Annotated in this window: 21 protein-coding genes and 1 tRNA gene; 20 read left to right on the plus strand and 2 right to left on the minus strand. The window is 60.8% G+C overall.

Annotated elements, in window-relative coordinates:
* The first annotated feature begins 8 nt into the window (after positions 1 to 8).
* From AC22G6_RS17260 to AC22G6_RS17280, 5 genes are all read left to right on the plus strand, one after another.
* The gene (locus AC22G6_RS17260; RefSeq protein ID WP_487367800.1) at positions 9 to 2477 is read left to right on the plus strand and encodes a response regulator; all 2469 of its coding nucleotides are present in this window, start codon (positions 9 to 11) and stop codon (positions 2475 to 2477) included.
* A gap of 232 nt (positions 2478 to 2709) precedes the next feature.
* Positions 2710 to 3852: a glutamine-hydrolyzing carbamoyl-phosphate synthase small subunit gene (gene carA / locus AC22G6_RS17265; RefSeq protein WP_487367801.1), complete on the plus strand. Its 1143-nt coding sequence runs from the start codon at positions 2710 to 2712 to the stop codon at positions 3850 to 3852.
* 55 nt (positions 3853 to 3907) lie between these two features.
* A complete protein-coding gene (gene carB, locus AC22G6_RS17270) occupies positions 3908 to 7135 on the plus strand; it encodes a carbamoyl-phosphate synthase large subunit (RefSeq protein ID WP_487367802.1) in 3228 nt (1075 codons plus the stop codon).
* The gene (gene greA, locus AC22G6_RS17275) at positions 7132 to 7608 is read left to right on the plus strand and encodes a transcription elongation factor GreA (protein WP_108951086.1); all 477 of its coding nucleotides are present in this window, start codon (positions 7132 to 7134) and stop codon (positions 7606 to 7608) included. Before carB ends, greA begins: the two co-directional genes overlap by 4 nt.
* 6 nt (positions 7609 to 7614) lie before the next feature.
* Complete coding sequence (locus AC22G6_RS17280) at positions 7615 to 8076, plus strand: DUF4149 domain-containing protein (RefSeq protein WP_487367803.1); 462 nt, start codon at positions 7615 to 7617, stop codon at positions 8074 to 8076.
* 21 nt (positions 8077 to 8097) lie between these two features.
* Here AC22G6_RS17280 and yhbY read toward each other — a convergent pair whose 3' ends face one another.
* Complete coding sequence (gene yhbY, locus AC22G6_RS17285) at positions 8098 to 8571, minus strand: ribosome assembly RNA-binding protein YhbY (RefSeq protein WP_108951087.1); 474 nt, start codon at positions 8569 to 8571, stop codon at positions 8098 to 8100.
* Between the two features lie 39 nt (positions 8572 to 8610).
* On the opposite strand from yhbY, the gene AC22G6_RS17290 reads away from it, so the two are divergent.
* From AC22G6_RS17290 to pstB, 8 genes are all read left to right on the plus strand, one after another.
* Positions 8611 to 9231 carry an RlmE family RNA methyltransferase gene (locus AC22G6_RS17290; protein ID WP_108951088.1) on the plus strand — a complete coding sequence of 207 codons (621 nt, stop codon included), beginning with the start codon at positions 8611 to 8613 and terminating at the stop codon, positions 9229 to 9231.
* 203 nt (positions 9232 to 9434) lie between these two features.
* On the plus strand, positions 9435 to 11327 hold the full coding sequence (ftsH, locus tag AC22G6_RS17295; protein WP_487367804.1) for an ATP-dependent zinc metalloprotease FtsH: 1893 nt from the start codon (positions 9435 to 9437) through the stop codon (positions 11325 to 11327).
* Between the two features lie 81 nt (positions 11328 to 11408).
* Positions 11409 to 12230: a dihydropteroate synthase gene (gene folP, locus AC22G6_RS17300; protein ID WP_487367805.1), complete on the plus strand. Its 822-nt coding sequence runs from the start codon at positions 11409 to 11411 to the stop codon at positions 12228 to 12230.
* A 30-nt stretch (positions 12231 to 12260) separates the two neighbouring features.
* A complete protein-coding gene (glmM, locus tag AC22G6_RS17305) occupies positions 12261 to 13613 on the plus strand; it encodes a phosphoglucosamine mutase (RefSeq protein ID WP_487367806.1) in 1353 nt (450 codons plus the stop codon).
* A gap of 172 nt (positions 13614 to 13785) precedes the next feature.
* Positions 13786 to 14829: a phosphate ABC transporter substrate-binding protein PstS gene (pstS, locus tag AC22G6_RS17310; RefSeq protein ID WP_487367807.1), complete on the plus strand. Its 1044-nt coding sequence runs from the start codon at positions 13786 to 13788 to the stop codon at positions 14827 to 14829.
* Between the two features lie 13 nt (positions 14830 to 14842).
* Complete coding sequence (gene pstC, locus AC22G6_RS17315; protein ID WP_487367808.1) at positions 14843 to 15898, plus strand: phosphate ABC transporter permease PstC; 1056 nt, start codon at positions 14843 to 14845, stop codon at positions 15896 to 15898.
* Between the two features lie 10 nt (positions 15899 to 15908).
* Positions 15909 to 16751 carry a phosphate ABC transporter permease PstA gene (gene pstA / locus AC22G6_RS17320; protein WP_487367809.1) on the plus strand — a complete coding sequence of 281 codons (843 nt, stop codon included), beginning with the start codon at positions 15909 to 15911 and terminating at the stop codon, positions 16749 to 16751.
* Positions 16752 to 16779: 28 nt separating this feature from the next.
* Positions 16780 to 17544: a phosphate ABC transporter ATP-binding protein PstB gene (gene pstB / locus AC22G6_RS17325; RefSeq protein WP_108947521.1), complete on the plus strand. Its 765-nt coding sequence runs from the start codon at positions 16780 to 16782 to the stop codon at positions 17542 to 17544.
* 133 nt (positions 17545 to 17677) lie between these two features.
* On the opposite strand, the gene AC22G6_RS17330 is transcribed toward pstB, so the two are convergent.
* Positions 17678 to 17914, minus strand: a complete 237-nt coding sequence (locus tag AC22G6_RS17330; protein WP_108947522.1) for a DUF2789 domain-containing protein — start codon at positions 17912 to 17914, stop codon at positions 17678 to 17680.
* Between the two features lie 399 nt (positions 17915 to 18313).
* Here AC22G6_RS17330 and tpiA point away from each other — a divergent pair, with 399 nt between their 5' ends.
* The 7 genes from tpiA (at position 18314) to AC22G6_RS17365 (ending at position 22415) form a co-directional block, all read left to right on the plus strand.
* Entirely contained in the window at positions 18314 to 19057 is a 744-nt protein-coding gene (gene tpiA / locus AC22G6_RS17335; RefSeq protein ID WP_487367810.1) for a triose-phosphate isomerase, read from the plus strand.
* 27 nt (positions 19058 to 19084) lie between these two features.
* Entirely contained in the window at positions 19085 to 19447 is a 363-nt protein-coding gene (gene secG, locus AC22G6_RS17340; protein WP_487367811.1) for a preprotein translocase subunit SecG, read from the plus strand.
* 62 nt (positions 19448 to 19509) lie between these two features.
* A tRNA-Leu gene (locus AC22G6_RS17345) sits at positions 19510 to 19594 on the plus strand.
* A gap of 100 nt (positions 19595 to 19694) precedes the next feature.
* Entirely contained in the window at positions 19695 to 20069 is a 375-nt protein-coding gene (gene ndhC, locus AC22G6_RS17350; protein WP_108947525.1) for an NADH-quinone oxidoreductase subunit A, read from the plus strand.
* A 3-nt stretch (positions 20070 to 20072) separates the two neighbouring features.
* Positions 20073 to 20549: a NuoB/complex I 20 kDa subunit family protein gene (locus AC22G6_RS17355; RefSeq protein ID WP_011765130.1), complete on the plus strand. Its 477-nt coding sequence runs from the start codon at positions 20073 to 20075 to the stop codon at positions 20547 to 20549.
* Between the two features lie 14 nt (positions 20550 to 20563).
* Complete coding sequence (locus AC22G6_RS17360; protein ID WP_487367812.1) at positions 20564 to 21169, plus strand: NADH-quinone oxidoreductase subunit C; 606 nt, start codon at positions 20564 to 20566, stop codon at positions 21167 to 21169.
* Complete coding sequence (locus AC22G6_RS17365) at positions 21162 to 22415, plus strand: NADH-quinone oxidoreductase subunit D (protein ID WP_487367813.1); 1254 nt, start codon at positions 21162 to 21164, stop codon at positions 22413 to 22415. The genes AC22G6_RS17360 and AC22G6_RS17365 overlap by 8 nt, the downstream gene beginning before the upstream one ends.
* Positions 22416 to 22469 lie beyond the last annotated feature (54 nt).

Raw genomic sequence — 22469 nt, forward strand, 5'->3', positions numbered from 1 at the left:
CCGGCTCCATGAGCGAGGGCCCGGCGATGTCTGGCGAGGCTGTCACTGTCGAGCAGCTGCGCGCGGAGCTCGACCGGGCCAATGATCGCCTGGAACTGGTCAGGCTCGGTGCGCACACCGGGCTGTGGGATTGGGATACGTCGACCAAGTGCCTTGTCGTCGATTCTCGCTGGCGCAGCTGGCTTGGGTACGAGGAGGGCACCGAGGAGGCGCCTTTCGACAACTGGCTGCCACTCGTCCACGAAGAAGACCGGGAGCGGATGAACGAGTGTCTGCTCGCTCATCTGCGCGGGGAACTTACCCTGTTCGAGGTTCAGTTCAGGATTCGGGCGGCGGACGGACAGTCGCGCTGGCTCAGTGCGCGCGGGCAGGTGCGCGACCGCATGCCGGATGGGCGCTGGCAGCGGGTGATCGGGATCTACACCGATGTGACGCGCGAGCGCACGCGGGAAATGGAGTTGCTGCAGGCCAAGGAGCAGGCCGAGGCGGCCAGTCGTGCGAAAGGCGATTTTCTCGCCAACATGAGTCACGAGATTCGTACGCCGATGAACGGCATTCTCGGCATGACAGAGCTGCTGCTCGATTCGGCGCTGGCTCCTGAGCAACGCGAATACCTGCTCACGGTCAAGTCGTCGGCGGAGGCGCTGCTGACGATCATCAACGACATCCTCGATTTCTCCCGCATCGAAGCCGGTCGGATGACGCTCGAGAGCATCGACTTCTCGATCGCGGCGGTGATTTCCGAGACGATCCGCGTTCTGGCGTTGCGCTCGCACCAGAAAGGGGTCGAGTTGTACTCGGTGATCGATCCGGACGTGCCTGCCGTGCTGCGGGGCGACCCGGTGCGTTTGCGACAGGTGCTGACCAACCTGATCGGCAATGCCATCAAGTTTACCGACCAGGGCGAGGTGGAGGTTCGCGTCGCGCTGGGGGTGAGGGAAGGCAGCAAGGCCAGTCTTGCGTTCTCCGTGCGCGACACCGGCATCGGGATTGCGCCCGACAAGCAGGAAACCGTGTTCGGTGCGTTTTCACAGGCCGACAGCTCAACGACGCGCAAGTACGGGGGGACCGGCCTCGGGCTGGCGATCTGCCGCCATCTGGTGGACCTCATGGACGGGTCGATTCAGGTCAGCAGCGAACCCGGCGTCGGCAGCTGTTTCTCGTTCAATGTGCGCCTCGATGTGGTGGCCGATGCGAAGCCGCCAGTGCTGGGCCCCTTGCGTGGCGGTCGTATCCTTGTGGCCGCAGTCAATGAGGGGTTCGGACGGTCGATCTGCGCCATGCTCAAGGCCTGTGGCCTGGCGTCGCGTTGTGTCCAGTCGGGTGAGGCCGCACTCGAGGCGCTCGCCGCTGCGCACGAGCGCAACGATCCGTTTGCATTCGTCCTGATGGATGCGGCCATGCCCGATCCGGGTGGGTTTGATCTCGCCCGTCGCTACCACGAGGCGGCGCCGTGGCTGGACCGGATCGTGATGATGCTGTCCAGTCATTCCCAGCGCAACGACCTTGCCCGCTGCCATCAGCTTGGGCTCAAATCCCGCATATCGAAGCCTTTTTCCCGTGATGATCTTATCGAGGCGCTGCAGGTGGCGCATTGTGGGGATCAGGCCGGCGACGAGGTGATCGGTGCCTTCGATCCCGAGAAGTCGCTAACCGAGATCCTGTGCGAGATGGACGCGCCGCAGCGCAAGCTGGAGATCCTGCTGGTCGAGGACAATCCGGTGAACCAGACGGTGGCGACCCGCATGCTGGAGAAGATCGGGCACCGGGTGACGGTCGCAAACAATGGCGAAGAGGCTGTTGAAGCCTTCGATGGCGGACGGTTCGACCTGATCCTGATGGATCTGCAGATGCCGGTGATGGGTGGACTGGAGGCAACTCAGGCCATCCGTGCGCGCGAGGCGCGGCGAAGCTGGGCGATTCAGGGCGACTGGCGCCCCATTCCCATTGTCGCGATGACGGCGCATGCCATGGCCGGCGACCGCGAGCGCTGTCTCGAAGCGGGCATGGACGATTACGTGAGCAAGCCGATCAGGCCGGCCGACCTTGTTGCTGCAATCGGACGGATGTGCGAGCCGGTGTCCGATGCCGGCGTCGACGGTGACAAGAGTCTGCTCGAGGCCGAGGGCGGCGATGGAAGTGGTGTTGCAGACCTCGGCGAGGCGCGCGCCCTGTTCGACGGCGACGAAGAAATCGTGCAGCAGCTTCTCGTCGTGTTCTTTCGCGATCTTGGCAGCACCCTGTCGGAGTTGCGCGGCGCCGGCGCCAGGGGCGATCTCGTGCGCCTCGGCGAACTGGCGCATTCGATCAAGGGCTCGGTTGGCCTGTTCGGTGCGCAGCGTGCAACCGAGGCATCGAAGGCGGTCGAATCGGCTGCACGCAATGCCGACCCCGCCGCTTCGGGGGCGCTGCTCGAGACCTTGCTGCGCGAGATGAATGCGCTTGCTACTGCGTTGCGACCGTCGCTTCAGCGCTAACGGCGCGAAGTGGCCTGACATTTTTTTGCATGACGATCGCCTTGCTGGCGCTGTTCGGGAGAGGTGACAGACGGGCCGATGGCCGGAGTGCGTTGCTTCAACGCTCGAAAAACGTTAGAATTCCGCCGATTTGATGGCGGGATTGGCCAATAGGCTCGTCCCGTTTTTTCGCATATGGAGTGGCCCGAATCGGGCTCGCTCCGGTCTTTTCGGCTGAATCCAGGAGTTTTTCGTGACTGCTTTCCCGCCCGCCCTTCTTGCGCTTGCCGACGGAACGGTTTTCTACGGCAAGGGTATCGGTGCGGTTGGCAGTACGGTCGGCGAGGTGGTGTTCAATACCTCGATGTCGGGTTATCAGGAAATTCTGACTGATCCGAGTTACTGCCGCCAGATCGTGACGCTGACCTACCCTCACATTGGCAATACCGGTGTCAACCTCGAGGACGTCGAGTCTGGTCGAGTGCATGCTGCCGGCCTTGTGATCCGTGATCTTCCCATTCTTCCCTCCAACTTCCGCATGAGTCAGCGTCTCGACGCCTATCTTGCCGATAGCAACGTGGTTGCGATTGCCGGGCTCGATACCCGCAAGCTGACGCGCGTGCTTCGCGAGAAGGGTGCGCAGGCGGGGTGCATCGTCACCGCCGCCCCCGGCGAGACCCTGAACCCGGAAGCGGCCATCGCTCAGGCGAACGGATTTCCCGGCCTTGCCGGCATGGATCTGGCAAAGGTCGTCAGTGCCGCGGAAACGATCGAGTGGACCGAAGGCGAGTGGGCGCTGGGCAGCGGCTACGTGTCGCAGGCCGACGCGCGCTTCCATGTCGTGGCCTACGATTTCGGCGTCAAGCGCAACATTCTGCGCATGCTCGCCTCGCGCGGCTGCCGCCTGACGGTGGTGCCCGCACAGACGCCGGCCAAGGATGTGCTCGCGCTCAATCCCGACGGCGTCTTCCTTTCCAACGGACCGGGCGACCCGGAGCCCTGCGACTACGCCATCGAAGCCATCCGCGAGATCCTGGCTGCAGGCGTGCCGACCTTCGGCATCTGTCTGGGACACCAGCTGCTTGCGCTGGCCTCGGGTGCGAAGACCATGAAGATGAAGTTCGGTCATCACGGCGCGAACCATCCGGTCAAGGACGTCGATACCGGTCAGGTGCTGATCACCAGTCAGAACCACGGCTTCGCGGTTGACCCGGAAAGCATGCCCGAAACGCTGCGGGTGACGCATGTGTCGCTGTTCGACGGTTCCAATCAGGGTATCGCACGTACCGATGTCCCGGCCTTCTCCTTCCAGGGGCACCCTGAAGCGAGCCCGGGTCCGCACGATGTAGGTTACCTCTTCGACCGCTTCATCAAACTGATCGAAGCCGGCAAGTAATACAGCACTCCCCGGCGGGCGCCGCCCGCCGCCCAAGAATTTCAGAGGCAACGCAATGCCCAAACGTACAGACATCCAGACCATTCTGATCATCGGTGCAGGTCCGATCATCATCGGGCAGGCATGTGAATTCGACTACTCCGGCGCCCAGGCCTGCAAGGCCCTGCGCGAGGAAGGCTACAAGGTCGTGCTGGTGAACTCCAACCCGGCCACGATCATGACCGATCCTGGCACGGCCGATGTGACCTACATCGAGCCCGTGACCTGGCAGGTCGTCGAGCGCATCATCGAAAAAGAGCGTCCCGACGCACTGCTGCCGACAATGGGTGGGCAGACCGCGCTAAACTGCGCGCTCGATCTCGCCCGTCATGGCGTGCTCGAGAAGTACGGTGTCGAACTCATCGGTGCGGCCGAAGAGGCTATCGACAAGGCCGAAGACCGCCTCAAGTTCAAGGACGCGATGACCAAGATCGGTCTTGGCTCGGCGCGTTCCGGTATCGCCCACAGTATGGAAGAAGCGCTGCAGGTGCAGGGCGGGATCGGCTTTCCGGCCATCATCCGTCCCAGCTTCACGCTCGGCGGTACGGGCGGTGGCATCGCCTACAATATGGAAGAGTTCCACGAGATCTGCAAGCGCGGTCTCGAGGCCAGCCCGACGAACGAACTGCTGATCGAAGAGTCGCTGCTGGGCTGGAAGGAATACGAGATGGAAGTCGTGCGCGACCGCGCCGACAACTGCATCATCGTGTGTTCCATCGAGAACCTTGATCCGATGGGCGTCCATACCGGCGACTCGATCACCGTTGCGCCGGCGCAGACGCTGACCGACAAGGAATATCAGATCCTGCGTAATGCCTCGATCGCCGTGCTGCGCGAAATCGGCGTGGATACCGGTGGCTCGAACGTGCAGTTCGCGATCAATCCGGTCGATGGTCGCATGATCGTCATCGAGATGAACCCGCGCGTGTCGCGTTCGTCCGCGCTTGCCTCGAAGGCAACCGGTTTCCCGATTGCCAAGGTCGCAGCCAAGCTTGCGGTCGGCTTCACCCTGGACGAGCTGCGCAATGACATCACCGGCGGCGCGACGCCTGCGGCCTTCGAGCCGTCGATCGACTACGTCGTCACCAAGATTCCGCGTTTTGCCTTTGAAAAATTCCCCCAGGCCAATGATCGCCTGACCACCCAGATGAAGTCGGTGGGTGAGGTGATGGCCATGGGTCGCACCTTCCAGGAATCCTTCCAGAAGGCGCTGCGCGGCCTTGAAGTGGGTGTCTACGGCCTCGACGAGGTTGAGGCCGACAGCGAGGATCTCGAACGTGAGCTCGCCAGCCCGGGTCCCGAGCGTATCTGGTACGTCGGTCAGGCCTTCCGCGAAGGGATGACGCAGGAGCAGGTTTTCAATCTGACCAAGATCGACCCGTGGTTCCTGGCCCAGATCGAAGACATCGTGCTGACCGAGAAGGCGCTCGTGGGTCGTTCGCTCAAGGCCATTCAGGCAGTCGAAATGCGCGAACTCAAGCGCAAGGGCTTCTCGGACCGCCGTGTTGCGAAGCTGCTTGCGACCGACGAAACCGCGGTGCGCCTGCACCGCCACACCCTCGGTGTGCGCCCGGTCTACAAGCGCGTCGATACCTGCGCCGCCGAATTCGCCACGTCGACTGCCTACATGTACTCCACCTACGAGGATGAGTGCGAGGCACAGCCGACCGACAAGAAAAAGATCATGGTGCTGGGCGGCGGTCCGAACCGCATCGGCCAGGGCATCGAGTTCGACTACTGCTGCGTTCATGCTGCGCTGGCGCTGCGCGAAGACGGGTACGAGACCATCATGGTCAACTGCAACCCGGAAACCGTGTCGACCGACTACGACACCTCCGACCGTCTGTATTTCGAGCCGATCACGCTTGAGGACATCCTCGAGATCGTGCATATCGAAAAGCCGGTGGGCGTGATCGTCCAGTTCGGTGGCCAGACGCCGCTGAAGAGGGCGCGTGCGCTCGAAGCCAACGGCGTGCCCATCATCGGCACCAGCCCGGACATGATCGATGCTGCAGAAGACCGCGAGCGCTTCCAGAAGCTGCTGGTCGACCTTGGCCTGAAGCAGCCGCCCAACCGTACTGCGCGTACGCCGGAAGCCGCCGTTCGTCTGGCAGCCGAAATCGGTTACCCGCTCGTGGTGCGCCCGTCCTATGTGCTGGGCGGCCGTGCGATGGAAATCGTGCACGAACAGAAAGACCTCGAGCGCTACATGCGTGAAGCGGTCAAGGTCTCGAACGAATCGCCGGTGCTGCTCGACCGCTTCCTGAACGACGCGACTGAAGTCGACGTCGATGCCCTGTCCGACGGTCACCAGGTGATCATCGGCGGCATCATGGAGCACATCGAGCAAGCGGGTGTGCACTCGGGCGACTCCGCATGTTCGCTGCCGCCTTACACGCTGTCGGAAAAGCTGCAGGACGAGCTTCGTCGTCAGACCGAAGCCATGGCGCGAGCGCTCAACGTGGTTGGCCTGATGAACGTGCAGTTCGCGATTCAGGGCGAGGGCGACAACGCCGTCGTCTATGTGCTCGAAGTCAACCCGCGCGCATCGCGTACCGTGCCCTTCGTATCGAAGGCCTGCTCGCTGCCGCTGGCCAAGATTGCTGCGCGCTGCATGGCGGGACAGAGCCTTGCGAGCCAGGGCGTGACCGGCGAGATCGTGCCGCCGTATTACTCCGTGAAAGAGGCGGTGTTCCCCTTCGTCAAGTTCCCGGGCGTGGATACCATTCTCGGACCGGAGATGAAGTCGACCGGCGAGGTGATGGGGGTGGGACGCAGCTTCGCCGAGGCGTTCATCAAGAGTCAGCTCGGTGCCGGCGTGCGTCTGCCGACATCGGGTACGGCCTTCATCAGCGTCAAGCCGACCGATCGTGGCGCCGCAGTTGAGGTTGCCCGCGAATTGCACGAACTCGGTTTCTCGCTCGTCGCCACTCGCGGTACCGGTGGGGTGATCGAAGCGGCGGGGATTCCTGTTGCCTTCGTGAACAAGGTCAATGAGGGCCGTCCGCACATCGTCGACATGATCAAGAACGAGGAAGTCGTTCTGGTGATCAACACCGTCGAAGAGAAGCGGCAGGCAATCACCGACTCGCGCTCGATTCGAACGAGTGCGCTGGCTGCGAAGGCGAGCGTGTTCACCACCATCGAGGGCGCGCGTGCTGCCTGCATGGGACTGCGCCATCTGGCCGGCCTTGAAGTCTACGCTGTGCAGGAACTGCATGCGGAACTGAACCAGAGCAAATGAACAAGACACCACTGACCATTGCGGGGGCTGAAGCGCTCCGCGCCGAACTCCACCGTCTGAAGACGGTGGAGCGTCCCAATGTCATCGCTGCGATCGCCGAGGCGCGTTCGCACGGCGACCTGTCCGAGAATGCAGAGTACGACGCAGCCAAGGAACGCCAGGGGTTTGTCGAGGGGCGCATCATGGAGGTCGAGGGCAAGCTGTCGAATGCCCAGGTTATCGACCCCAAGCTGCTCGATGCTGACGGGCGTTGCGTTTTTGGCGCCACCGTGACCCTTGAGGACATGGATTCCGGCAAGACGATCAGCTATCAGATCGTGGGTGAGGACGAAGCCGACATCAAGCTGAACAAGATTTCGGTCAGTTCCCCGATTGCACGCGCACTGATCGGAAAGTACGCAGGCGATGTTGCGGAAGTTCAGGCCCCGGGCGGTGTCCGTGAGCTTGAAATCATTGAAGTCAGCTATATCTGACGATCAATGAATCGCGTTGCCGATCATCTCGCTGTGCTCGTGGTCACCTTGTGGATCGGTGCAATGTGGGTGGTCGGATACATGGTGGCGCCGACGCTGTTCTCGATGCTGCCGGATCGCAGGTTGGCGGGGAATGTCGCAGGCCAGCTGTTCACCCTCGTGGCCTGGATCGGCATCGGGTCTGCGGCTTACCTGCTGATGTTCCTGGCCATGCGTCTGGGCTGGCAGGCCTTTCGCAACGGGCTGTTCTGGCTGGTGCTCGTGCTGCTGTTGTGCACGATTGCGGGGCAGTATGGCATTCAGCCCCTGATGGCTGAACTCAAGGCCAGCGCCTGGCCGCGGGAAGTCATGAACAGCATGATGCGCGACCGGTTCTCGACCTGGCATGGCGTATCCAGCGTGCTCTACCTGTTGCAGAGCCTGCTGGGTATCGCGCTGGTACTGGGTTTGCGGCGTACCCTGCGCTGATGCGCAGGGTCGCGTAGCGCATCAGCGGCCGCGGCCTGAGCCAGGCGTGCCTGCATTGCGCCCACGGGCCGGGGAGGTGCGCGACGCAGTGCGACGCTTCTCGGCTGAGGCTTTGGCCAGCGCTGCACGGCGTGCGGCAGCAGCGAAGGCTGCAGCAGATTTTGCCGTGGCAGCACCGCCGGCACGTTTCGCGGCTGCGGGCTGTGCAACCTTCTTTTCTTCTTCCCGGCGCGGGCGCCAGACGATCAGAATGTTACCGATGTGCTGGACGGCGGCAGCATCAAGACTGGCGCACAATTCGCCCATCAGCGCGTCACGCTGCTCTCGTTCAGCACCCTGCACACGAACCTTGATCAGTTCATGGGCCTGGAGCGAACGGTCGATTTCGGCAACGACAGTGGGGGTCAGGCCGTTACCGGCGACGGTGACGACAGGACTCAGGTGGTGCGCACGGGCGCGAAAGTCGCGACGCTGTGCAGGTGTAAGCTCGATCATTGACATTTATTACCTCTGTAGGCCCCGGATTTTACTCTGATGAAGCGAAACAAGACCAGCAAAGCGTGGTTGCACGAGCACCTGAACGATCCCTATGTGTTGCGCGCAAACGCCGAAGGCTATCGCGCACGCGCCGCGTACAAGCTGATGGAGATCGACGACCGTGACCGCCTGCTCAAGCGTGGCAATGTCGTGGTCGATCTCGGCGTGGCTCCTGGGTCCTGGAGTCAGATTGCGGTGCAGCGTTGCGGGCCGACCGGTCGCGTGTTCGCACTCGACATCCTGCCAATTGAACATATTCACGGTGTGGACTTCCTGCAAGGCGATTTCACCGAAGACAGCGTGTTGGCAGAGCTTGAAAAACGCCTTGACGGTGCCCATGTAGACATCGTTCTGTCCGACATGGCGCCGAACCTTTCAGGTGTGGCGACGGTCGACCAGGCGCGTTCAATCATGTTGTGCGAATTGGCGCTCGAATTTGCGGTCAATCACCTCAACACCCATGGTCATTTCCTGGTGAAGGTGTTTCAGGGCGAAGGCTTCATGGAGTTCCGCAAGGAAATGGAGCGGCAGTTTGCTTCTGTCCAGGTTCGCAAACCAAAGGCTTCCAGAGACCGGAGTGCGGAGGTCTATCTGCTCGGGAGCAAGCTGCGGTCCTGAATTCCTGTTCAGCGCTTTAGCGCACGATTGGATGTTGTGGAAACGCCGCATCCTGATGGTTGGGGATGCAGTACACGGCGCCTGGCGGTCAGGGGGCGACGATAGCGGGTATCAATGCCGCTCATTGGTTTGCTGGCGGGAACGTTCGCCACTAGAATGAGTCCTTAGTGTGCACGCCCATGATGGGCTTTCGGGGTAAGACGTTGAACAATCTCTTCAAGAATCTCGCGATCTGGATGGTTATCGGTGTTGTGCTGATGACTGTGTTCAACCAGTTCAATACGCGGCAGGCTGCGCCCAACACCATGGAGTATTCCCAGTTCATGGAGGAGGCGAAGTCCGGGCGCATCGCCAAGGCAACCGTGGATGGTCGCATGCTGCGCGCGACGACCCAGGAAGGCCGGTCGATCACGGTGTACACACCCGGTGTTCAGGATATCTGGATGGTTTCCGATCTGATGCGCTACGGCGTGGCAGTGACGGCCTCCAAGCCCGAGGAAGAGCAGTCCTTCCTGTCGAGCATCTTCGTGTCCTGGTTCCCGATGCTGCTTCTGATCGGCGTGTGGATCTTCTTCATGCGTCAGATGCAGGGTGGCGGAAAAGGCGGTGCCTTTTCCTTCGGTAAGAGCAAGGCGAGGATGCTGGACGAGTCAGCCAATTCGATCACCTTTGCCGATGTCGCCGGTTGCGACGAGGCCAAGGAGGAAGTGTTCGAACTGGTCGAGTTCCTGCGCGACCCGTCCAAGTTCCAGAAACTCGGTGGCCGTATTCCCAAGGGCGTGCTGATGGTCGGCTCGCCGGGTACCGGCAAGACCTTGCTGGCGAAGGCGATTGCCGGAGAGGCAAAGGTACCGTTCTTCTCGATCTCCGGTTCGGACTTCGTCGAGATGTTCGTCGGCGTGGGTGCTGCACGTGTCCGTGACATGTTCGAGCAGGCCAAGAAGCACGCACCGTGCATCATCTTCATCGACGAAATCGATGCTGTCGGCCGCCAGCGTGGCGCCGGCATGGGTGGTGGTAACGACGAGCGCGAACAGACCCTGAACCAGTTGCTGGTCGAGATGGACGGCTTCGAGGGGCAGGCTGGTGTGATCGTCGTTGCGGCAACCAACCGTCCCGACGTGCTCGATCCCGCACTGCTGCGTCCGGGGCGTTTCGACCGTCAGGTCGTGGTGTCCCTGCCCGATATCCGCGGTCGCGAGCAGATCCTCAAGGTTCATATGCGCAAGGTGCCGATTGCACCCGACGTCGAACCGCAGGTGCTGGCACGTGGTACCCCCGGTTTCGCAGGGGCAGACTTGGCCAATCTGGTCAACGAGGCCGCACTGTTCGCTGCGCGTGGCAACAAGCGCCTGGTCGATATGGATGACTTCGAGCGCGCCAAGGACAAGATCATGATGGGTGCCGAGCGTCGCTCGGTGGTGATGCCGGAAGAGGAACGCCGCAACACGGCTTACCATGAGTCCGGACACGCCGTCGTCGCCCGTTTGCTGGACAAGACCGATCCGGTGCACAAGGTCACGATCATCCCGCGCGGTCGTGCGCTCGGTGTGACGATGCAGTTGCCGACCGAAGACCGCTACAGTCAGGATCGTGAGCGCCTGCTGCAAACCATCACCGTGTTGTTCGGCGGACGGATTGCGGAAGAGATCTTCATGAAGCAGATGACGACAGGTGCGTCGAACGACTTCCAGCGTGCAACCGATCTCGCGCGTCGCATGGTGACCCAGTGGGGCATGTCGGATACGCTCGGACCCATGGTCTACGGCGAAGAGGAGGGTGAGATCTTCCTCGGTCGCCAGGTGACGACGCACCGTAACGTGTCGGAAGCCACGATGCAGAAGGTCGACGCGGAAATTCGTCGCATTGTCGATCAGCAGTACGCCCTGGCGCGTCGCCTGCTGGAAGAGAACAGGGACAAGGTCGAGAGCATGACCGCCGCCCTGCTCGAGCTGGAGACGATCGACGCCGAGCAGATCAACGACATCATGGAAGGGCGTCCGCCGCGGCCGCCCAAGCCGACTCCGGTGCCGAAGTCGCGCTCCTCTGACGATACGCCGGGAGCCGCGCCATCGGCTGCTGCTCCGGCGGCCTGATTCAGTCGTTACCGTAACAACAGACGGGCCGGTTTTCCGGCCCGTTTTTTTGTGCGTCGATTCCGGCGTGCAGGAGGGGCAATGCCCAATTTGACATGTGGGCGCTTTGATCTGGACCTTTCGGTGCCCAGGATCATGGCAATCGTGAATCTGACCGCAGATTCGTTCTCGGGTGACGGGTTGCATCATGACGTCCCGGCGGCGATCCGGCGCGCCGAGTCGGCGCTGCGCGATGGTGCCGATATCCTCGATATCGGAGCGGAGTCCACGCGTCCCGGCGCTGCGCCAGTGAGCGAGCAGCAGGAGATCGACCTGGTGGTTCCGGCGGTCGAAGCGCTCCTTGGCTTGGGGGTTCCGATATCCGTGGATACGCTCAAGCCGGCCGTCATGCGAGAGGCGATCCGTGCGGGTGCGGACATGATCAACGACGTGAATGGCTTTCGTGCGCCGGGTGCGGTCGACGCGGTAGCGGGCGGGCGTACAGGCCTTTGTGTCATGCACATGCAGGGCGAACCACGCACCATGCAGAACAATCCGCTGTATCAGGACGTGGTGTCCGAGGTCGCTGCATTCCTCGCCGACAGGGTTGATGTGCTCGCCACGGCGGGCGTGGCGCGTGAGCGCATCGTGCTCGATCCCGGCTTCGGTTTCGGGAAGACTGTTGAACACAACTGCATGATGTTGCGCGAGATGGCGCGTTTCGGAGAGCGCGGGTTGCCGGTGCTGGCCGGACTGTCGCGCAAGTCCATGCTGGGTGCCCTGACCGGGCGACCGGTTGATCAGCGCGTGAGCGCCAGCGTGGCCGCCGCGCTGATCGCAGTGCAGCGTGGTGCTGCGATTGTGCGGGTTCACGATGTGGCGCCGACCCGGGATGCGCTCACAGTGTGGCAGGCGGTGTCATAATCCTGCTTTTGCCGCACGGGTGGGGACAGCATGGGACGCAAGTATTTCGGCACGGACGGTGTTCGGGGCTGTGTAGGTGAGTTTCCGATCACGCCAGAGTTCGTGATGCGTATCGGCTATGCGGCCGGTGTTTCCCTGGTTGCACGCGAGCACCTGCCACCGGGCGAGCGTCCCGCCATTCTGATTGGCAAGGACACGCGAATCTCCGGTTACATGCTTGAGGCTGCCCTTGAGGCCGGCTTCGCTGCCGCGGGCGTGGACGTGATGCTCGCCGGGCCAATCCCCACGCCTGCGGTTGCCTATCTGACGCGGGCGCTCCGGTTGCAGGCCGGCGTGGTGCTTTCCGCATCGCATAATCCGTTCTACGACAATGGCATCAAGTTCTTCTCGGCGGGCGGCACCAAGCTTCCCGACGCGATGGAGGCGGAGATCGAGGCACACCTCGATGAGCCCATGGGCTGTGTCGACTCGTCCCGGCTTGGCCGGGCCCGACGGATCAATGACGCGGCAGGGCGTTACATCGAGTTCTGCAAGAGCACCTTCCCCAATGAGCTCGATCTGCGCGGGCTGCGGATTGCGCTGGATTGTGCCCATGGCGCGGCATACAACATTGCCCCCAGCGTGTTTCATGAACTGGGTGCGGACGTGGTCTCGGTCGGCGTTGAGCCGAACGGCCTGAACATCAACGACGGGGTTGGCGCAACCCGGCCCGAGAACCTGCGCAAGACCGTTCTTGCCCAAGGGGCGGATATCGGCATCGCCCTCGATGGTGATGGCGACCGTCTGATCATGGTCGATCGTCAGGGCGAGATCTACGATGGCGACAAGCTGATCTACGTGATCGCTGCGGCGCGCAGGGCGGCAGGGCGGCTTGACGGGGTGGTCGGAACCCTGATGAGCAATCTCGGCTTCGAACACGCTGTTGGCCGACTTGGCGTCCCCTTCGCGCGGGCCAAGGTCGGTGACCGCTATGTCCTTGAGTTGCTGCACGAGAAGGGCTGGCAACTCGGGGGTGAAAATTCCGGGCATATCATCTGCCTCGATTGCCATTCGACCGGCGATGCCATCGTGTCTGCCCTGCAGGTGCTGGCGGCGCTCAAGCAGCGTGGGCAGACGCTGGCAGAGAGCTGCGCGGACCTGGTCTTCTATCCGCAACGCCTGATCAACGTGCGATTGCCTTCAGGCTTTGACTGGAAGGCAGATCAGGGCATCGATGCAGCGCGGGAAGCCGCCGAGCGTGAGCTTGGCGATGCCGGGCGCGTCCTGTTGCGTCCGTCGGGAACAGAGCCCTTGCTTCGGGTGATGGTAGAGGGCAGGGATGGCGAGGTGGTCGAACGACTCGCACGTCAGATCGCCGGGGCGGTGGAGCAGGCGGTGGCCTGATCGATGGTCAGCGCGGGTCAGCTGTAATATTTGAGACGTTCCGTAAAGTGCTGATTTGTAATGAATGAGGCCTCTCGAAGTGTGTCATACGTCTTAATTTTTGAAGACATGAAATGTGTTTGTAACAGTCGCTTGTTACCTTAGCGGCTCAGTTACCAAACACGAGGTAGTCATGATCCGCGTATCGACCAAGCTAGTTGTCGTTGCAAGCACTGCAGCCCTTTTCTCGATGGGCGTGCAGGCTGCTGAAATCACCGGTGCCGGTGCTTCCTTCCCCGCGCCTGTGTATGCAAAGTGGGCCGATGCCTACCAGAAAGCAACCGGCAACAAGGTTAACTATCAGTCGATCGGTTCCAGTGGTGGCATCCGTCAGATCTCTGCGAAGACGGTTGATTTCGGTGCATCGGACAAGCCGCTGACCCCGGAAGAGCTGGCCAAGGACGGTCTGCAGCAGTTCCCGACGGTCATCGGTGGAGTGGTGCCGGTGGTGAACCTGGCGGGTGTGAAGCCGGGCCAGATGAAGTTGACTGGTGAGGCGCTGGCTGACATCTACGCCGGCAAGATCGTCAAGTGGAACGACAAGGCGCTTGTCGCGCTCAACCCCGACTTGAATCTGCCCGATCAGGACATCGGTGTGGTGCGCCGTGCTGATGGTTCGGGTACGACCTTCATCTTCACCAACTACCTGTCCAAGGTCTCTGCAAACTGGAAAGAAAAGATCGGTGAAGGCGCAGCGGTGCAGTGGCCGGTTGGTCTGGGTGGCAAGGGTAACGAAGGTGTGTCCGCGTTTGTTCAGCGCCTGCCGGGTTCGATCGGCTATGTTGAATATTCCTACGCCAAGCAGAACAAGCTGACCCACACCCTGTTGCAGAACAAGGATGGCGCCTATGTTGGCCCGACCGAAGAGGCTTTCGCAGCAGCAGCGGCCAGCGCAGACTGGAGTAAGGCTGAGTTCTATGAGATCCTGACCAACGAACCGGGCAAGGCTTCGTGGCCGATCACCGGCGCAACCTTCATCCTGATGCACAAGGCTCAAGACAAGCCGGCTCAGGCTGCTGAAGCGCTGAAGTTCTTCGAGTGGGCGTTCGCGAATGGCGCGTCGATGGCTTCCGAGCTCGACTACGTTCCGCTGCCGGCCGAGACCATCAAGCTCATCAAGACGTCCTGGGGCATGATCAAGGATACGTCGGGCAAGACTGTGTATTCCGGCAAGTAATCGGAGCAGGCACGTGCTTCGCTCCAATGAGCAACCAAAGGCCGAGGAGGCCTTTGGTCTTGTTTCCGCGGGTGGTGGCGATGCCGCCGCCCTTTCGGGTATCCGTATGTCCACGAAAGAATTCAAAACGTCAGCCTGGAAGAAACTTGGCGACCGCGTGTTTGGGCTGGCGGCGCGTTCTTTCGCCATCCTGACCCTGATTCTGCTTGCCGGGATCATCCTTTCGTTGATCTATGAATCCTGGCCAAGCATCCGCGAATTCGGCATCGGCTTCGTGTTTTCGACGGACTGGGATCCGCCGATGGAGAAGTTCGGCGCCCTGATTCCGGTTTATGGCACGCTGGTCACGTCCGCAATTGCACTTCTGATTGCGGTGCCGGTGAGCTTCGGGATCGCCCTGTTTCTCACCGAGCTCTCGCCGCTGTGGTTGCGCCGCCCCTTGGGGACTGCGATCGAGCTGCTGGCTGCCATTCCCAGCATCGTCTACGGCATGTGGGGTCTGCTGGTTTTTGCCCCCATCTTTGCAAAGTACGTGCAGCCGTTTCTCAGTGCAACGCTCGGGAACATTCCTGTCATTGGTGCGCTCTTCTCGGGCCCGCCGATCGGCATTGGTTTGCTGTCCGCAGGGATCATCCTTGCGATCATGATCATCCCGTATATCGCCTCGGTCATGCGTGATGTGTTTGATGTGACTCCGCCGATGCTCAAGGAGTCCGCCTACGGTCTCGGTTGTACCACCTGGGAAGTGATGTGGGGTGTTGTGCTGCCGTACACCAAGACAGGTGTGATTGGCGGTGTGATGCTCGGTCTCGGGCGCGCGCTGGGCGAGACGATGGCCGTCACCTTCGTGATCGGTAATACAAACTTCCTCAGTTCGCCGTCGCTGTTCGATCCGGGCAACAGTATCACTTCTGCGCTCGCAAACGAGTTTGCCGAGGCAGACCCCGGCCTGCACACTGCGGCGCTGATGGAACTGGGTCTGATTCTGTTCGTGATCACGATGATCGTGCTGGTGATCTCAAAACTGTTGCTGCTCCGTCTCGCCAAGGGCGAGGGCGCAAAGAGTTGATAGGCATATCATGAATCTGCTGAAACGACGCAAGCTGATCAACGCGGTTGCGCTCACGCTGTCGCTGATGGCGATGATGTTCGGACTGGTGTGGCTGATCTGGATTCTGCTCACCGTGTTCAAGCTCGGTATCTCAGGCTTGTCGCTCACGCTGTTTACCGAGATGACGCCGCCTCCCGGCGATGATGTCGGCGGTCTGCTGAACGCAATTGTGGGCAGCCTGGTGATGGTTGGCCTGGCAACGCTGCTGGGTACGCCGATCGGTATTCTGGCTGGCGTGTATCTGGCCGAGTACGGCCGCTTTACCGCGCTCGGCAAGGCAACCCGGTTCATCAACGACCTGCTGCTGTCTGCACCGTCCATCGTGATCGGTCTTTTCGTGTACGCGGTGGTGGTGGCGCAGACCGGCAAGTTTTCGGGGTGGTCGGGTGTGATCGCACTGGCCCTGATCGTGCTGCCCGTGGTCGTGCGCACGACGGAGAACATGCTGCAGCTGATTCCGGACACGCTCCGTGAAGCCGCCTTTGCGCTCGGTGCGCCGAAAAGCGTGGTGATCTCGAAGGTGACCTTGCGTGCGGCACGTGCTGGTGTGATGACCGGAGTGCTGCTCGCCGTTGCACGAATCGCAGGCGAGACTGCGCCGCTATTGTTTACCGCGTTGTCAAACCAGTTCTGGTCGATGGACATGAGCGGTCCCGTCGCCAACCTCCCGGTTACGATTTACAAGTTCGCCATGAGCCCGTTCTCCAACTGGCAGGATCTGGCGTGGGCCGGCGTATTCCTGATTACGCTTGGTGTGCTGGTGCTGAACATTGTTGCCCGCGTGTTCCTGCGGGTGGAAAAGATCAACTAAGCCTCCTTGCGGGCCTTTCGAGATGACTATGGAAATCACCGACGCACAGATCGAGTTCAAGGATTTCAACTTCTATTACGGCAAGTTCCACGCCCTGAAGAACATCAACTTCAAAATGGCGCGCCACAAGGTCACCGCCTTCATCGGCCCCTCAGGCTGCGGGAAGTCGACGCTGCTGCGGACGATTAACCGGATGTACGACCTCTATCCGGAACAGCGTGCAGAGGGTGGATTGATTTTCGATGGCAAGAATCTGCTGGATTCTGGCATCGATGTCAGCGTGCTTCGTGCCAAGATTGGCATGGTGTTTCAGAAGCCGACCCCGTTTCCGATGTCGATCTACGACAACATTGCGTTCGGTGTGAAGCTGCACGAGAAGCTGTCGGTGTCCGACATGGACGACCGGGTGGAGTGGGCGCTGCGCAAGGCCGCTCTGTGGGATGAGGTCAAGACCAAGCTGCACCAGAGCGGCATGAGTCTGTCGGGTGGTCAGCAGCAGCGTCTGTGCATTGCCCGCGGCATTGCGGTCAAACCGCAGGTCATCCTGCTGGACGAACCGACTTCGGCGCTTGACCCGATCTCGACCTCGCGTATCGAAGAGCTGATTGGCGAGCTGAAAGAAGAGTTCACCATCGTCATCGTGACCCACAACATGCAGCAGGCGGCGCGGATCTCCGATTACACCGCCTACATGTATCTGGGCGAGATGGTCGAGTTCGGCGTGACGGACGAACTCTTCCTGAAGCCGAAGAAGAAGGAAACGGAAGACTACATCACCGGCCGTTTCGGCTGAGTGAGCAAAAAAACGGAGCCTTCAGGCTCCGTTTTTTTCTTGTCGGAGCAGGGCTGGTGCCGCGTTCCGGGTACGCCCTGCGTCAGCGCTTCAACGATTCGCGGTCTTCGCGACGGGCAGGCGGACGCTGCAGTCAGGTGGTTCTGAGGGCGACGTCGAGCCGGTCGACGATTTCAGCCCAGTCGGCGTCCTCGAGCAGTTCTTCACGCAGGAAGCCTGCCTGTGAAGCATTCCAGAACGGCGCTTCGGCGAGCTTGATGTCGTGAGGCAGCGGGCGGTGGCTGTCGATGAAGGATGTAATCGACGCCTTGTCGCTCGGAAGTCCCAGTTGCTCGAACAAGTCCTTGAATTCGTGAATCGGGTTTTCCATCTCCGTCTCCTTGTTGTGCGCTTGAGTCCTTGAGGGCACTGTACGCGAAAATAACGAGAGGCCTGATCTTATTCTGGCGGATTGCGGGCCGATGTCCAGTCTGATCCGTGATGCGGCCCAGAGTGCTTGCCGGCCTGAATGCCCGCAATGGCGGCGGGTGCGGCACTTTTCTGGCGACTCGCGTCGCCAGGCGTTTTCACGGCGGATTCGCTGCCGGCCGTTGTCGGCGGCGTCTCGTGCAGGGCCGCATCCTCGGGCTGTCATCGCGCCTTCGCATACCGCATGCATGTCTTGCCAGTGAGCCTTGCCCAGGTGCCGACTGTCTCGTCTGCGACATGCGACTTTGCTGCATTGCCCGCGGCGGCATATAATCCTCCGATTTATCGGACGGCTTTCTGCATGTCGAAGAAACTGGTTGCCGGCAACTGGAAACTGAATGGCAGTCTCGGTGCGAATGAGCGCCTGCTTTCAGCACTCGCTGCGCTGCCCGGTGTCGAGATGGCGGTATGTGTTCCGTATCCGTATCTTGCACAGGCGAAATCGGCCCTGCAGGGTATCGCGCTCGGTGCGCAGGATGTCAGCGAATATGCTTCTGGTGCGTTTACCGGAGAAGTCAGTGCTGCAATGCTTGCAGAGTTCGGCTGCCGCTACGTAATCGTTGGCCACTCGGAGCGGCGCGCACTCTTTGCAGAGAGTGATGCAGTCGTGGGGCGTAAGGCCCTTGCGGCGCAGGCAGCGGGTCTGGTGCCCATCGTTTGTGTTGGCGAAACGCTCGCAGAACGCGAGGCCGGGCAGGTGATGGATGTCGTTGGGCGCCAGCTTGCGGCGGTACTTGAAGTCGCAGGCGCCGATGCAATGGCTCGAATGGTGGTTGCGTACGAACCGGTGTGGGCGATCGGGACGGGGCTGTCGGCAACGGCGGCTCAGGTCGGTGAGGTGCATGGCGGTTTGCGCTCTTGGCTGCGGACGCACGATGTGGATGCGGATGGTGTGCGCATCCTCTATGGTGGCAGTGTCAAGCCTGACAATGCTGCCGAATTGTTTGCGGTGAACGATGTCGATGGTGGGTTGATTGGCGGCGCCTCGCTGGTGGCTGAAGATTTCATGGCCATTTGCCGTTCGGCGGTGGTTAAACAAAACTGATGCAGGTTTCTTTCAAGGTCTGTTGTGATGAGTGATGTCGTTTTTTCCCTGGTGCTGACGGTGCATGTCCTGGTCGGTCTCGGTGTGATCGGTCTGGTTCTTGTGCAGCACGGCAAAGGTGCTGATGCGGGTGCTGCTTTTGGTGGCGGATCGTCGGGCAGTCTGTTCGGATCCTCGGGTTCGGCCAACTTCCTGAGCCGCACGACGGCGGCGATGGCGACGGTGTTTTTCATCACCAGCCTGAGTCTGAGCTATCTCGCAAGCAACAAGCCTGCAGCCCCTTCCAGTGTGATGGATGGCGTCGTTCAGAGTGCGCCCGCAGAGGCCGCAGGTGACGCTGTGCCGGCCGCTCCGGCGGATGACTCCAAGGCTCAGGCAATCCCGAAGTAGGTATAAGTATCACTTTGCGCAGTGCGGAAAATGTCGTATAATTCTCGCGCTGTACGAAGTAAGCCGACGTGGTGAAATTGGTAGACACGCTATCTTGAGGGGGTAGTGGCTTCGGTCGTGTGAGTTCGAGTCTCACCGTCGGCACCAGAATATAGTGAGCGCCCGCAACAGCGGGCGTTTCCATGAAGGGCAGCTAAAACAATAATGGCAGCAATAAGTTGCCAAACTCAATAGGGGTCATTGAGTCATGTTGGAAAGCTATTTTCCCGTTCTGCTGTTCATCCTTGTTGGTCTGGGTTTCGGGGTCGTTCCCGTCCTGCTGGGTCGCATCATTGCGCCCTATCGTCCCGACAGTGAGAAACTGTCTCCGTATGAGTGCGGCTTCGAGGCGTTTGAAGACGCCCGTATGAAGTTCGACGTCCGCTACTATCTCATCGCCATTCTCTTCATTCTTTTCGATCTTGAAATCGCCTTCCTGTTTCCGTGGGCGACCGTCTTCCAGGAGTTCATCGCCGCTGGCGAGGTTGCCTGGTTCGTCTTCGGGTCGGTGATGGTCTTTCTGGCTATCCTGGTTATCGGCTACATCGTCGAGTGGAAAAACGGCGCACTCGACTGGGAGTAAGGCATGAGCATAGAGGGCGTCTTTCGCGAAGGGTTTGTGACCACTTCGCTTGATGCGGTCATCAACTGGACGCGCACCGGGTCGCTGTGGCCCATGACTTTCGGTCTGGCCTGTTGTGCAGTCGAGATGATTCATGCGGGCTGTTCGCGCTATGACCTGGATCGTTTCGGTGTGGTCTTTCGTCCCAGCCCGCGGCAGTCCGATCTGATGATCGTGGCAGGTACGCTGTGCAACAAGATGGCTCCTGCGCTGCGCAAGGTGTACGACCAGATGGCTGAGCCGCGCTGGGTGATCTCGATGGGCTCGTGCGCGAATGGCGGCGGCTACTATCACTACTCCTACTCGGTCGTGCGCGGCTGTGACCGCATCGTCCCCGTGGATGTCTATGTGCCGGGCTGTCCCCCGACGGCCGAGGCGCTGCTCTACGGCATCATCCAGCTTCAGAACAAGATCAAGCGCACCAATACGATTGCGCGCTGACGAGGCTCCAGATCATGAGTTCCAAGCTTGAACGTCTGAGCCAGTCTCTGCAGGAAGTGTTTGGCGAGAAACTGCAGTCGCTGGTTCTTGATCGCGGAGAGGTCACCATTGAGGTGTCCGCTGCCGATTATCTACACGTTGCACTCACGTTGCGTGATCACGAAAGTCTGCATTTCGAGCAGTTGCTCGATGTGTCAGGGCTTGATTACTCCACGTATGGCAATGGCGGCTGGGCCGGCAAGCGCTTCGCGTCCGCTGCGCACCTGATGTCGATTCGTCACAACTGGCGCGTGCGTCTTCGTGTTTTTGCCGATGATGATGCCTTTCCGGTTCTCGACTCCCTGTGCGAGTTGTGGGCCAGTGCAAACTGGTTCGAGCGTGAGTCTTTCGACCTGTACGGCATCATGTATGCCGGCCACCCGGATTTGCGCCGCATCCTGACCGACTATGGTTTTGTCGGCCACCCCTTCCGCAAGGATTTCCCGATTTCCGGCTACGTCGAAATGCGTTACGACCCGGAGCAGGGCAGGGTTGTCTATCAGCCGGTCAGTATCGAACCGCGTGAAAACACACCGCGCATCGTGCGTGAGGAAAGCTACGGGGACGTAGGACATGGCTGAGATCCGTAACTACACGATCAACTTTGGCCCGCAGCATCCGTCGGCACACGGCGTATTGCGCCTGGTGCTCGAGCTGGATGGCGAGGTGGTCGAGCGCGCTGATCCGCATATCGGTCTGCTGCATCGTGGCACCGAGAAGCTGGCCGAGACCCGTACCTGGGTTCAGTCCGTGCCTTACATGGATCGTCTCGACTACGTGTCGATGATGTGCAACGAGCATGCGTACTGCATGGCAATCGAGCGCCTGCTAGGGGTCGAAGTGCCGCTGCGTGCTCAGTACATCCGGGTGATGTTCGACGAAATCACCCGTGTCCTGAATCACCTGCTGAACATCGGAACGCATGCGCTGGATATCGGCGCAATGACGATGGTGCTCTACACCTTCCGTGAGCGTGAAGACCTGATGGACGCCTACGAGGCGGTGTCGGGGGCACGCATGCATGCCGCCTATTACCGGCCGGGTGGCGTTTATCGCGACCTGCCCGATCGCATGCCGCAGTACCAGGCGAACAAGTTCAAGAACGCAAAGGCAATCAAGGATCTCAACGCGAACCGTCAAGGCTCGCTGCTCGACTTCCTCGAGGACTTCACCGACCGGTTCCCGCGTTATTGCGACGAATACGAGACCCTGCTGACCGACAACCGCATCTGGAAGCAGCGTACGGTTGGGATTGGCGTGGTGTCGCCCGAGCAGGCGCTGAGCTGGGGATTTACCGGTCCGATGCTGCGTGGTTCGGGCATCGCATGGGATTTGCGCAAGAAGCAGCCCTACGAGGTGTACGACAAGGTCGACTTCGACATCCCGGTCGGCAAGAACGGTGACTGCTACGACCGCTACCTGTGCCGCATGGAAGAAATGCGCCAGTCGAACCGGATCATTCGTCAGTGCATCGACTGGCTGCGCAAGAACCCGGGTCCCGTGATTACCGACAATCACAAGGTTGCACCTCCGGCTCGCGAGAACATGAAGGCCAACATGGAAGAGCTGATTCACCACTTCAAGCTCTTCACCGAGGGTATGCATGTGCCGAAGGGCGAGGTCTATGCGGCGGTCGAGCACCCGAAGGGCGAGTTTGGCGTCTATGCCGTGTCCGACGGTGCAAACAAGCCTTATCGCCTGAAGCTGCGTGCGCCGGGCTTCGCCCACCTCGCGGCAATGGACGAACTGACCCGCGGGCACATGATTGCCGACGTCGTCGCAATCATCGGCACGATGGACGTCGTGTTCGGCGAAATCGACAGATGAGCGTGCACAGGCTGAAGGTGTGCGCCCCTACGAACAGACGGCAGGCTATCCGGA

The sequence above is a fragment of the Parazoarcus sp. PS-13 R2A genome (genome assembly GCF_057621855.1).